This is a genomic window from Paenibacillus sp. CF384, from assembly GCF_900106745.1.
Lineage (GTDB): Bacteria > Bacillota > Bacilli > Paenibacillales > Paenibacillaceae > Paenibacillus_Z.
Genome location: NZ_FNNV01000005.1, coordinates 86,056 through 98,789 on the forward strand (window position 1 = coordinate 86,056; position 12,734 = coordinate 98,789).

Consider the following 12,734-nt stretch of genomic DNA (forward strand, 5'->3'; position numbering starts at 1 on the left):
GGGACATCAGCCCAGCCGATGGAATTGTTGTTTCATGAAAGTCAGACTGGCCGATAATTCCTCGTCTGGTTGCTGAAGGCTGCATTCCGCGGAGATTCCGCCCTTGTAGCCTGCTGCCGTCAGCTGCGCGGCAAAGTCCGCGTATGGATATTGCCCGGTTCCCGGTGATCGTCTGCCCGTATCAGCGATGTGAATATGCGCAAGCCAGTCCTTATTAGCAGTCAATGTGTCCAGCGCTTCGCTGTCCTCATCCATGTGATAGAAATCAGCCAGCACCCGAATGGCAGGGTGATTGATTTGTTTGGCGAATTGAACAGCTTCGGCCACAGAGCCGATCAGATTCGTCTCTTTCTTGTTCAGCGGTTCAATAGCCAGCGTTACGCCGCTTCCCGTAAACTCCTCCGAAATCCAGCTAAGTAAGTGAAGCATCTGATCCTCCGCCCGATTACGCTCCCATCCATCCGGTATGTTGCGCGCTCCCCCGCTTCCAAGCACGGAAATTTTCGCACCGATCTCATGCATCGCTTGCGCGGCACGATATACATAGCGCCGGATACGCTCCGGTTCTACATCGGGACCGACTACTTTAATATCCCCAGGGAAAAACAAGTTAAACGCATAGACAGGAAGCGGACTTTCCTTATAAGCACGCAGCAATTCTCGGTGCAAGACCTCGTTCTCCAGCTGCAGAGCGGACAGAGGACACTCGATGTAATCATACCCGTATTTGTGAAGCAGCTCCGCGTCCTCGATCCCTCTGCACCAACCATAAGCAACCATTCTCTGAACACCTCCATTAGTTTCTAAAGTGAGTTTACCATTATTTTCAACGGAAATAGACAAAAAAAAGTTCACCTTATTTAGGTGAACCTAGCTTCTTCGGCATAACCAGCTTATAGCCTACGCCGCGTATGGATTCAATTTCGACCGATTGCTGGCCCAGCTCCAATTTCTTGCGCAAGGAGCTGACATGGACATCTACCGTTCGCTGTCCGCCGAAATAGTCGAAACCCCACACGACATTCATAAGATCATCGCGGGTAACGACAACGCCGGGACGTTGAACAAGATAGAGCAGCACTTCGAATTCCTTCGGCCGCAGCGGTACCGTTTCGCCATTAAGGACGACCTCATACCGTTCCGGATAAATCGATAAATCACCGGCCGTGATAACTTTGTCCGTGGACTCCGTCAGCTTGCCTTCATCTTGTCCGGTTCTGCGGAGCACCGCAGATACGCGCGCAAGAAGTTCAGCCACGCCGAATGGCTTAGTCATATAGTCATCGGCGCCTCGCTTAAGGCCTTGTACAACTTCTTCTTCCGCATTGCGGGCTGTCAGTACGATAACCGGCGTACGGTTGCCACTCTGCCGCAAGCGAGATAAGATCTCGAAACCGTTCATGCCTGGCAGCATGATATCTAGAATGATAAGATCAAATGCGCGTTGCAAAGCAACCTGCAAGCCTTCTGCACCATGATCAATGACAGTCGTGTCATAACCTTCTTGCGAAAGGTTATACGAGAGTAATCTGGCTAACGTCGGCTCATCCTCAATGACCAACACTTTCTGTGACATGTTGACCCCCTGGCTTCCACGCATGCCGCTGCTAATACTCGGCATGGTAACTCGTTCTACGTTCATAACCATGATAGCATTGTTCAGTGGAAGGGGAAACCCCAATTACTGGCTTATTGCTATTGTAGGACCGGCAGCTCAATTGTAAACGTCGAGCCGCTGCCCACTCGGCTCTCTACAGATATCGTTCCTTTGTGCAGCTCAACAAGATGTTTCACGATCGACAACCCTAGCCCTGTTCCGCCTGAACTGCGGGATCTTGCCTTGTCCACTCGGTAGAAACGCTCGAATATTCGCGGCAGATCTTTCTTCGGTATACCGATACCTGTGTCGGATATGTGAATGCGTACGGATTCGTAATTGTCCCCGCCAACCGGTTCAACGACGATGGAAACACTGCCGCCTTCAGGCGTGTAGTTAATTCCGTTCGAGAGCAGGTTCATGATGATTTGACGCAATCGATCTTCGTCTGCCTCCACATACACATCCCGATCAGCTTTATAAGATAATCGAATTTGCTTCTGCAGCCCTTCTGCACGCATCAGCTCCACCGTCTTCTCCACGAATGACGCCAGCTCGATCGGCGAGAATTGCAGCGGTACTCGGCGTGACTCGATCTTGGACAATTCCAAGATGTCGCCGATTAGCCGGTTCAAGCGGTCGCTCTCGTCATAAATGATTTGCAAGAAGGAGCGCGCGGTCTCCGGATCATCCACAGCGCCGCCAAGCAGCGTCTCCGCGAACCCTTTGACCGCAGTAATCGGTGTCTTCAGCTCATGTGACACGTTTGCAACGAATTCGCTGCGCATCCGTTCCAGCCTGCGAATGGCCGTCACATCTTGAAGGACAAGCAGGACGCCGCCGAAGGAATCATCATCTTCGAAGATTGGCACCAAGTTGAGATCAAGCAGCCGCTCCTCCGGATAATAGAAGGTGACTTCTTCGCGCAGATGCTCTTTGCGCTCGATGCCCTCTTGAATGATTTGCGACAGCTCGTACTGCTGTTTAGCCACTGTAAAATGATGGCCGACCAGCTCTCGTGTCGAGAAGCCAAGCACTTCTTCTGCCCGCCGATTCAGCAGTACAATATGCCCGCTCGCATCGATCATGACAACGCCGCTGATCATGTTGTCCAAGACGCTGGCCAATTGGCTCTCGTTCTGATGAATGCGCGTCATCTGTACTTGAAGCGAATCCGCCATCGCATTGATAGCAAGCCCCAGTTCACCGATCTCATCATTACGCTTCACATGAACGCGCGCTCGATAATCGAGACTCTTAATTCGCTTCGCGACGCGAGTAATCTGTTCAAGCGGACGTGTTAATCCGAGCGCGACACGGTAACTGATAAGCGCAGCTGCTATGAATAGAATGAGCAGCCCCAGTACAAGCGTTATCCAAATGCGCTGTACGCTCTCGTCCACCTGCTGCAAGCTGAGTGCCATTCGGATAATGTCCGAATTCGGATCATCGGGGTGAACAAGCATCGCCACGTAAAGCAAATTCTCATTAATGGTGTCGCTGTACCGCGTCGTACGTCCTACGCCGTCTTTCTTGGCCTCCATCACTTCTTCTCGATTCAGATGGTTATCCATCGTTGTCGGATCATGATCGGAATCGCCAAGAACTACGCCATCGCCTCGAATGAAAGTAATCCGTGTTTCCGTAATCTCCTTCAGGCGCTTGGCATGGCTCGTGTAGTAGCTGTAGACCGACGACGGTTCCCCGCTCTGCCAATCCATTTGATCGAGGATGATCTTCATTTCGCGCACCATATTTTCCTGCAGCGCATCCAAATGATTTTCCTTATACGTCTTGCCCATAAATAAACCGGCAGCCAGAACGGCAAGTCCGATCATACCGATCAGAATCATCGTAAGCCGCACGCGAAAGCTATTCATCTTCTCCTACCTCCATGCCGGGTTGCTCCATGTACCATCCATCGTACCTTGTTCTCAGCCGCCTGCGCCAGCGCTGCGATTGTTAAGTTTTTGTAAAATGTAATGATGCAGCGTGGCAAGCGGCTGTTGAATCAGAATGGACAGCACGACCGGAACAGCGGCCAGCGGGCTAAAATAGCCCATTGCAAGCACGACGCCAAGCGAAATATTCCGCATACCGGTCGCATAGGAAACCGTCACTTGTACCTCGCGACTCCGGTAATGCGCCGTACCGAAATAGCCAATTGCATAACATAAGCCCACCATGACCAAGGCCGCTGGCACTACTTTCAACAAATCACCGCGAAGCGCTTCTGTGGAAGGAGCAATGGCTGCCGCATTCAGCATGACGACTGCTGTGAAACACAGCTTAGACAAGGGCGGAGCGTAGGGCTTAACGGCTTGTTGAATGCGTCCTTTGGACCACTCATGCAAAGCAACACCAATAATCGTTGGCGCTACAATAAGGAGCATTAAGTCACCCATCATCGCCATTGTGTTGGTCTCTACATCGGTACGAAACAGCAGATGAATGCCGGTTGGCACCACAATCGGACTAAGTGCTGAATCGATGACAACCATAGCCAGCATAAGCGGCACACTTCCGGCCGACATTCCGACCCACAGCACGGTTGATATGCCAAGCGGGATAATCGTGAATAGGACAAGTCCCACGACGTAAGGAGAATCCGGGCCGAACAACATATACCCTAATCCGTATGCTACCAGCGGTGACAGGACATGTGCCAGTAGGAAGGTCCATATCATCACGCCAGGCCGATTCAATACAGCTCGCAGCTGCTGCAAGCCGCATCCGATCGCCATCGTCAGCGTGACGAAGGCGAAGCAATAAGGAACAGCATTCACGTATTTGTGCAAATACGGAGAAAAAAAGAATCCCAGGATAAGTGATCCAGGGATAATAAAAAACATCCATTGTTCATACCTTCGATTGAAGGCGAGTCCGAAGCTGCGCGTACCGCATCCCTCATTCTATTGTCTACTTTGGTAATTATTTAAATACAGGCTCTTTAAATTGGGCAAGCTTAGCAAAAGAGTCCTTGTCTACATCAGCATGCAAGCTGTTGCCATGGGAATCCATCGTTACGACCGCTGCAAAACCTTCCGTCTTCAGATGCCACATGGCCTCTGGAATACCGAATTCCATAAAGTCGACGCCGTTAACATTCTTGAAGCATTCCGCGTAGTACTGTGCCGCACCGCCGATTGCATTCAGATAAACCGCACCATGCTCCTGCAGGGCAGCCAATGTCTTCGGTCCCATTCCGCCTTTGCCGATAACCGCGCGGATACCGAATTTCTTAATGATATCGCCTTGGTAAGGCTCCTCGCGAATGCTTGTCGTCGGTCCAGCTGCTTTCACTTGCCAACCGTTCTCATCCTTCATCATTACAGGTCCGCAGTGATAAATGACGGAGCCATTCAAGTCGATCGGCGCGTCATGATCCATCAGGTGATGGTGAATCGAGTCGCGTCCTGTGTGCATCTCTCCATTAATGATGACGATGTCGCCAACTCGCAAACTGCGGACATCTTCTTCGGAGAGCGGCGTGTTCAGAACCACTTCACGGCGTTCCGCGCTCTCCGTTACCGCCTCAGCTGCTTCATCAGCAGCTTGCGATTTCATCGGCGTATCGGAGCCGCTCGGATAAATCCAAGATTTGATCTCTCCGCTGTCTGCAGAGAGCAATACGCCTTGACGGCGGTAAGCCCAGCAGTTATAAGCAACCGAGACGAAGAAGCTCGCCGGCAGACGGTTCATGACGCCGACTTTACAGCCGAGCAATGTCACTTGGCCGCCGAAGCCCATTGTGCCAATGCCAAGCTTGTTGGCATTCTCCATCACGTATTCTTCCATTTGTGCTAGCTCAGGAATGCTGTTCGTATCATCGGTATGACGGAATAATTGCTGTTTCGCCAATTCATAGCCTGTCGTCCGGTCCCCGCCGATGCCAACGCCGATGAAGCCCGCGCTGCAGCCTTGACCTTGTGCTTGATAGATGGAATGCATGATACATTTGCGGATCCCGTCGAGATCACGGCCAGCTTTGCCAAGTCCCGGAATTTCCATTGGCAGGCTGTACTGAATGTTCTTGTTCTCGCAGCCGCCGCCTTTGAGGATCAGACGCACATCGATGTCGTCCTTCTCCCATTGCTCGAAGTGAATCACTGGTGTTCCAGGTCCGAGGTTGTCACCTGTGTTGGAGCCGGTGAGCGAATCTACGGAGTTCGTGCGCAGCTTGCCGTCTTTCGTCGCGCGTGCGATGGCACTGCGAATCTGCTGCTTCATAATAATTTGGTTGGCGCCAACCGGGGTATGAACAACAAAGGTCGGCATGCCTGTATCCTGACAGATCGGGGAGACATTGCACTCCGCCATCTCAATGTTCGTTGCAATTGTGGAGAGCGACAGTCCTGCACGAGTTGCACGGTCCTCCGCCTCTTGTGCGGCTTGAATGACTTTCCGGACGTCTCCCGGAAGATTCGTAGAAGTTTCAACAATAAGGTTATAAACACTCTGTTCAAAATGCTGCATAAGGCCTAAATGGCTCCTCTCTCTATTCCTTAATCGTCTTTCCTTATATAATCAATCTATATCATACCATATCCTAAACGAGCGGGCATACCACGCTTTCGGAGTCTCATATGTTCTCCAATTTATAGAGTAGAAGGAGCATCCTGCCATTATGGACAGTCCATTTATCGCTTATATGTACCGGCTTCGCTATATTGAGAGATGGAGCCTCATGCGCAATACCACCCGTGAAAATGTCGCCGAGCATTCCTACCATGTCGCGCTTCTCTCGCATATGCTTTGCGAGATTGGCAATCAGCTGTTCGGCCGCTCATTGAATGCCGACCGAGCGGTCACGATGGCGCTGTTCCATGACGCCACCGAAGTGTTCACCGGCGATATCCCAACGCCGGTGAAGCATCACAACCCGAAGATGCTCGCGAACTTCCGCGAGATCGAGGCGCTGGCCGCCGAGCGGCTGCTCAGCATGGTGCCGAAGCCGCTGCAGGCTGCCTATGAGCCGCTCGTCATCGGATCGGCTCATAGCGACGAGGAGAAGGAGCTGCTGAAGATGGTGAAAGCAGCGGACCTTCTCGATGCATACATGAAGTGCCTCTCCGAGCTCTCCTCCGGCAATCGCGAATTCGCTGTCGCAAAAGGGCAGACGGAGCAAAAGCTCGCGGATCTGAACATGCAAGAGGTCAATTGGTTCTTGACCTATATGGCGCCAAGCTTCAACAAGACGCTGGATGAGCTGTCTGAGCACGAAGCTTAGGAGCTCATCTTGAGGATGAACCTATAAGCTAGGAACAGCTTCGCATTTACTCTATATCGGGCGGAAGAGAGTGATGGGCATTGGGAGACAACCGGACTTGCATGCGGATTCGTACGAAGGGTAATTATCAGGGGAAGCAGGGCTTCGACTATCAAGAAGCGATTTCTGCTGAGAGCGTCGGCTCGACCGGACTCTGCATGCATTTGTTGACCATCCCTCCGGGCGGCCGCGCCAAAGCGCATCTGCATGAGAACCACGAATCCTCTGTATATGTGCTTTCCGGAAGCGCTGGAATGTGGTACGGCGAGCAGCTCGAGCAGCATATGGAAGTGGAAGCCGGGGACTTTATGTACATACCGGCTGGCGTGCCGCATCTGCCCTATAACCGTTCGGATACGGACGTCTGCACGGCGGTCATCGCCCGCACCGATCCGAACGAACAGGAGAGCGTAACGCTGCTGCCCGAGCTTGATGACCTGCACGCCTCCCGCTGAGCTAATAAAAAGGCTGCCTTTGTAGGCAGCCGCCGGCCGCCCGAGATTTTCTCGGGCGGCCACTTTTTTGTCTAAACATCATGAAATATTGTGTAACGGTTGTCAACGTGGCTATTTCAAGCAAATAAGCCTGTTTGAAAAGCTAACGGTTGTGGCAGACGTTATTTGCAGCTTATTGGTCAATTTCTAGTGGAAAACGTTGAAATAGGCTCGCTGGCAACCGTTAGCAAATAAAAAGGGGCATTTGATGCCAAATAGCCACTGTCACAACCGTTAGCGTTGGCATGCGACAACGCATACGATCATCGCGGAGGTTCAGCAACTTAAGAATATTGCGAACCGGAAATTAACGTCAACGCAGTGGCTCACCATAAATCACGTGCCAATGGAGATGCTTCGAATCCTGGTATTTGCCTAGGTTCGTGATGACTCGGCATGCCCCGTGTTCAGCCGTCACTTTGGCCGCCACCTGTTTCACGACATCTATTAATTCCAAGAGCAGGTCGTTATCGCTAGGCTCTAACGTAAGTAGAGATGAAATATGCTTCTTCGGTATCGCAACAATGTGCACGGGGTAGAATGGGCGAGTATGATAATAGGCAAGCACATTATCGGTCTCTATTACTTTCTGAACCAGCGTTCGACCGCTTAAAACTTCCTCGCAATAGAAATCCTCTGACATCGGTATTCGCTCCTTTAATAGAGTGATGGTATCTTTTTTCTAGCGCCATTTTTCCAAAGAAGACTCCCTGGCTCGCTACTTTCTCCCAGGTACCGCATTTCCGGCTTATGTAGACTCCCTCGTTCGCTACTTCCTCCCAGTTACCGCATTTCCGCACAATGTAGACTCCCTCGTTCGCTTCTTTCTCCCATTTACCGCATTTCCTGCCACCGTAGACTCCCCGTGTGCTAGTTTCTCCCATTCTCCGGCCAGCTTGTCGCTAACCCGACGCACTCTGCACCCACACATCCTTAAAGTCGATCCACCCGAGAGACGACATCGTGATCCCCTTGATTCCCGGATGGTAGGAGGTGTTCGTCTTCTTGTGCAGCAGGAACACGACATGTCCCTCCTCGCGAAGCCGATCCTCGATTTCGCCCATGATAAGCCGGCGTTCTTCGGAGGTCTTCGACGCTAAGGCCAGATCGATTTTGCCCCTCGCCCATGCCCGGAAATCCGAATGCAGATGCTCCTTAATGAAGCTGCCGTGCTGCTCGTAGGACTCAATCTCGCATACCTCATCCTGCGCAAACAAGATGCCATATAGAATGGTATCTGCCTCGTTGATGACATCCCTTCTCTTAAATTCATTGTTGTCATGCTGCTCAATATGTACGACAACTCCGTGCTCCCCGCAGCGATCCGCAATCCACTTGGCATCCCGCATATGGAAGCTTGTTGTATAGAGTGTAATGGGCGTCCCATCATAGCCTGACTCACGTAGAAGGGCTTGCGCCATTGCTGAATCATGACGGATGCTTCGAAGCGGCGTATTATCGTCGGGACGGAAACCGCGAGCCGCGTACATGCGATCTTCACCCAGCTCCCGAATCATGGAATGACGGTCAATCAGCAGATCGATCGCCTTGCGAAATAACGCCGATTGCTGAGGCCCTTCTTTCCCCATATTCCAAGTCAGCATCGTGCACCCTTTGCACAATGTCTCCATCTTAACCCAATCCTCTTCCGGCTTCTGATCCTGCAGATCATGATCCCAGATGAGCTTCTCCCAGCATTTACGCGAGGAATCTCCATGCTCCGGCGGCATGAAGGCGATGACGACACCGTCCAAATGCGCTCTGCCGTTGAAATAATTCTTGTTCACCGCAAGCACGAAGCGATCTTCGTTCCACTCTCCGGCCATGAAAGGCCCTGTACCGGACGGCTTACGCCAGAACTGTTCCTCATCGCTCTCCACCAATTCACGAGGCAGAATCGAGGCTGCAGGCGAGCTCATGAATCGGTGAAAAATACGGTTGGGCTTCTCCAGCTCAATTCGGATCGTTCGCAGCCCGACGGTCTCGATCTTAACCACCGATCTTAGCAGCCAGCTGTGCGCTTTGCCTAAGCGCAGCCGCTCTAACGAGAAGACTACATCATCCGCCGTCATTTCATGACCATGATGAAAGTAAACGCCCTTGCGCAGATGAAATTGCCACACAGTCGCTTCCTTATTAGATTCCCACGCATGCGCAAGCGCCGGAACAACCCGTCCGGCCACCACATCGTAATAAAGCAGCTGATTAAACAGCTGCTTGATCATATGTGCATCGAATGCGTACAGGACATCGCCCGGATCTAGCGTCACTATCGGGGTATGCACGGGAAGCCGCAGCGTATCCACACTCCGTTTGCCATCCAGCACTTCCGTTCGGTAGCCAAAATGCAGCTCCAGCCATTCCGAGAAACGATCCTTCACCGGTGAACCTTTCCCATGGGTATGGATCAGCTCAAACGCAGGCTTATACTCGCCTCGCTGCGCCATCCGCTGCGCGAGCTCAAGCAGCATCGTATCGCGCTCCAGCAGAAAAACCATCTGCGAGCGATTGCCTCTGCCCAGGCCGGGCAGCCAGCGAATCCAGCTTTCCTCTTCCATTTTGCGCAGCACGAGCTTCACATTACGGGTTGTGCAAAACAGCACCTGCGCAAGCTCGTCAAGCGAGACCTCAACAGGTACTCCAGTCGTCGCAATCCCATCAGCGAATCGGCTGTATAAATCCAAATAGCGTTCAGCAGCAGCCAGTTGCATGCCGACATCCCTCCTGTACCCGGGTGAAAAGGGGAAGTGTTTTATAAAGATTCTACTCTTTTTATCCCCTTTTAGCGAGCGCATAATTGAACTATAAACCAGAGGAGGAAAACAACATGTTTCAGTGCACAAACACGTACGCGATAGAGAAGCTTGCACAATTTCAACAGGCGGAATTGGAACAGAAACTTCGCAGAGATTTAATGATTCATTCGGGAGAGGAAGCTGAGGCAAAGCCTCAAGCGGAGCAAGCGAATAAGGCGCGTGGATGGTTACAGAGATGGTGGAATAATAGGCGGCTCGGCACTTCATTGAAGAAGTGACGGCCGCCCTTTTTTCATTTAGAACTCGATGTCCTTCGCCGGACTGATTTGGGCAAAAGAGGAAAAACGCGCGTTATGCTCTGCTATGATTTCCTCCGCAGTCAGACCACCGGATCCCCACGTGCTGTGTGTATCGCCGGCCACGATAATCTCATAGCCAAGCTCTGCAGCTCTTGTAGTCGTCGCATTCACGCACATGTCTGTTTGAAGACCCGTGATGACAAGTTTGCCTACGCCTCGCTCCGACAATACTCGCTGAAGGTCCGTTTCATAGAATGAATCCGGCTTGTACTTCTGAATGCGAAGTTCACCCTCTCTCGGCGCTATAGCAGCGTTGATTTCCCACGCCGGAGACCCTGTTTCCAGTTCCTCGCCTTCCCCTTCATTATGCTGCACATAAATGACCGGAACATCGGCCGCGCGCGCTTTGGCCAGCAGTCCGTTGATCCGCTCCAGCAACACGTCCGCGTTATAGACCGGGTTCGATTCATCGAACATCGCCGTTTGAACGTCAATCACAAGTAAAGCCGAATTTGAATTTGTACTCATCCTCTTATTGCCCCTCTCACAAAGATATATTACTCTTCAAACAATCGTTCGCCCTTATGCAGTCGCCATGCAATCTGTGCCGTATGAGGCAGCTCGCGCGCTGTCGGCGCATGTGCAGCCAAGTACCTCGTGCAAGCGAGCAGCATCGTCTCTTGTGCCTTCTCCGCAAATTCGCCTGTCCGTAAACACCAACGTTCATACTCGGCAAAAGCAGCCTCCACCATCTGGAACGTATGAAACTCCGCATCCTCACGCAGCAGCGCATGCCCAAGCGTATTCAGCAGTGCGTCCATCTCGCCGCCGCTCTTCACATAGTCGAAAACCCATTTGGCCGCCTGTTCTACCTGCTGCCTTTGATCGAGCAGTTGAAGCAGCTCCGATGTATTCGTCGTCGCATTCACGTCACTCGGAGCCGCTTTGGGCCGCTTCGCCGATGGCACGTTCAAGAATCGATCCAAGTACACGCTCATCGCACCATGGAAAATAGCTCGCACCAGCAGCGGTTCCTCAGAGCGCAGCAATCTCTCATGCAGTGCATGCGCATAAGTGAACGTATGAAGCACCGCAACCCAATCGCGGTGATCATTCTGCGTATGGAATCGAACTACTCGCTCGGCAGAGGCAAGTGCGACCAATTGTGCAAGCTGCACTGGTGCTGCACCTGCCAAGAGCAGGTCTCTGAGCAAAGCAATCGTTTCAAGCGGCTCTTCACTTAGCAGCTGCTGCAGGATGGCCTCTTCGTCAATGGCAGTCACTTCTTCGCCTACAACTCGCAACTCCGCCAACTCTCGCACAGCCTCATGAATTGGCTCCACAAGATTAATCGGCGCCTGCCAGTGATGCTGCTCTTCGCTGCGAGTCGGATTTCCCATCATATGCAGCAGCGAGGTTAACACCTGCTTCGACTGATCAGCGCCTACAAGCTCAAGCGCCTCGAACGCTTTATTATGAAAATCAAACACATGCCCGCCGTCCAGATAGAAATGATCCGTTGCGGCAATCAGCATCATATCGGCCAATTGCTCCGGACTCATCCCTTTCTCGATCGCAGTAATGACCAGCTTCTCGGCGCCCTGCGTATCTCTTACCTCGATGCAATTGCGGTACCAGCCCGCAAGACGCTCGAAGGAAACGTCTGCACTTGGCAGTGCGCGAAGCAAATAATGAATGCCGCGGCCCGAGCTGCCCCTTGCCACATGCACCAAACCCTGATAGAGCGCCAGAATGCGGCCTGTCTTGTCCAGCTTCGGAATTACGCGGACCATTGCGGTCAGAATCGTCAATCCGGAATTCCAGCCGCTTCCGCTGCGGGTCCCGAAAGCGATCCCAACTGCTGCAATCTCGCTATCCGGCACATTCGCTTCCACCAAACCGACGACTGCTTTGGCGATGACGATACTAATATTTTGCTCCAAGCCTTCCATGAGGCGATCTTTATACTTCTGAATATGATTCGCGATCTTCGGCTGCGGGTTCACCCACACGGTCTCTTCTTCCACTCTTACTTCGTAGGAAGGCACATCATCCGCCCAAGGATCGAGCGTCCCGCCGCTGCATACGTCAAAACGGGCATGATGCCAATGACAAGTTAAGATGCCATCGCACAAGCTTCCCATATGAAGCGGAAATCCGAGATGCGGGCAACGGTTGTCGACGGCGAAGATGCCTTCCTCATGCACGAAGACGGCAATGCCGCCTTTAATGACAGCGGAACCTTTCTCCTTCAATTCCTGGACGGGTCCGGCTTTGATCCACTCTGCGGTTCGACTCATATTCAGCCTCCTCCATAAT

General features: G+C 52.2%; 12 protein-coding genes. 3 read left to right on the forward strand and 9 right to left on the reverse strand.

The window, feature by feature from the left end:
• Window positions 1-6: 6 nt before the first annotated feature.
• The 5 genes from BLW29_RS10870 to BLW29_RS10890 all read right to left on the reverse strand — a co-directional run bounded on the left by BLW29_RS10870 (window position 7) and on the right by BLW29_RS10890 (window position 6,073).
• Window positions 7-780: a sugar phosphate isomerase/epimerase family protein gene (locus BLW29_RS10870; RefSeq protein ID WP_090979297.1), complete on the reverse strand. Its 774-nt coding sequence runs from the start codon at window positions 778-780 to the stop codon at window positions 7-9.
• Window positions 781-856: 76 nt separating this feature from the next.
• The gene (locus BLW29_RS10875) at window positions 857-1,576 is read right to left on the reverse strand and encodes a response regulator transcription factor (RefSeq protein ID WP_090979299.1); all 720 of its coding nucleotides are present in this window, start codon (window positions 1,574-1,576) and stop codon (window positions 857-859) included.
• A 119-nt stretch (window positions 1,577-1,695) separates the two neighbouring features.
• Window positions 1,696-3,477, reverse strand: coding sequence for a two-component system histidine kinase PnpS (pnpS, locus tag BLW29_RS10880; RefSeq protein WP_090979301.1), 1,782 nt, complete (start codon window positions 3,475-3,477; stop codon window positions 1,696-1,698).
• Between the two features lie 54 nt (window positions 3,478-3,531).
• On the reverse strand, window positions 3,532-4,449 hold the full coding sequence (locus BLW29_RS10885) for a bile acid:sodium symporter family protein (protein WP_090979303.1): 918 nt from the start codon (window positions 4,447-4,449) through the stop codon (window positions 3,532-3,534).
• A 79-nt stretch (window positions 4,450-4,528) separates the two neighbouring features.
• Entirely contained in the window at window positions 4,529-6,073 is a 1,545-nt protein-coding gene (locus BLW29_RS10890; protein WP_090979305.1) for a fumarate hydratase, read from the reverse strand.
• A gap of 151 nt (window positions 6,074-6,224) precedes the next feature.
• Between BLW29_RS10890 and yfbR the strand changes: the two genes are divergently transcribed.
• Together yfbR and BLW29_RS10900 are read left to right on the forward strand one after the other, a co-directional pair.
• Window positions 6,225-6,827, forward strand: a complete 603-nt coding sequence (gene yfbR / locus BLW29_RS10895) for a 5'-deoxynucleotidase (protein WP_090979307.1) — start codon at window positions 6,225-6,227, stop codon at window positions 6,825-6,827.
• Window positions 6,828-6,928: 101 nt separating this feature from the next.
• Entirely contained in the window at window positions 6,929-7,321 is a 393-nt protein-coding gene (locus tag BLW29_RS10900) for a cupin domain-containing protein (protein WP_090979308.1), read from the forward strand.
• Between the two features lie 352 nt (window positions 7,322-7,673).
• On the opposite strand, the gene BLW29_RS10905 is transcribed toward BLW29_RS10900, so the two are convergent.
• Together BLW29_RS10905 and BLW29_RS10910 are read right to left on the reverse strand one after the other, a co-directional pair.
• Window positions 7,674-8,003 (reverse strand): HIT domain-containing protein, encoded by a 330-nt coding sequence (locus BLW29_RS10905; RefSeq protein ID WP_090979310.1) that lies wholly within the window; start codon window positions 8,001-8,003, stop codon window positions 7,674-7,676.
• 259 nt (window positions 8,004-8,262) lie between these two features.
• The gene (locus BLW29_RS10910; RefSeq protein WP_177186581.1) at window positions 8,263-10,071 is read right to left on the reverse strand and encodes an SgrR family transcriptional regulator; all 1,809 of its coding nucleotides are present in this window, start codon (window positions 10,069-10,071) and stop codon (window positions 8,263-8,265) included.
• A gap of 116 nt (window positions 10,072-10,187) precedes the next feature.
• On the opposite strand from BLW29_RS10910, the gene BLW29_RS31400 reads away from it, so the two are divergent.
• Window positions 10,188-10,394 (forward strand): hypothetical protein, encoded by a 207-nt coding sequence (locus BLW29_RS31400; protein WP_177186582.1) that lies wholly within the window; start codon window positions 10,188-10,190, stop codon window positions 10,392-10,394.
• A gap of 18 nt (window positions 10,395-10,412) precedes the next feature.
• Here BLW29_RS31400 and BLW29_RS10915 read toward each other — a convergent pair whose 3' ends face one another.
• Together BLW29_RS10915 and BLW29_RS10920 are read right to left on the reverse strand one after the other, a co-directional pair.
• Complete coding sequence (locus BLW29_RS10915; protein ID WP_090979314.1) at window positions 10,413-10,943, reverse strand: cysteine hydrolase family protein; 531 nt, start codon at window positions 10,941-10,943, stop codon at window positions 10,413-10,415.
• 29 nt (window positions 10,944-10,972) lie between these two features.
• A complete protein-coding gene (locus BLW29_RS10920) occupies window positions 10,973-12,715 on the reverse strand; it encodes a Rieske (2Fe-2S) protein (RefSeq protein WP_090979315.1) in 1,743 nt (580 codons plus the stop codon).
• Window positions 12,716-12,734 lie beyond the last annotated feature (19 nt).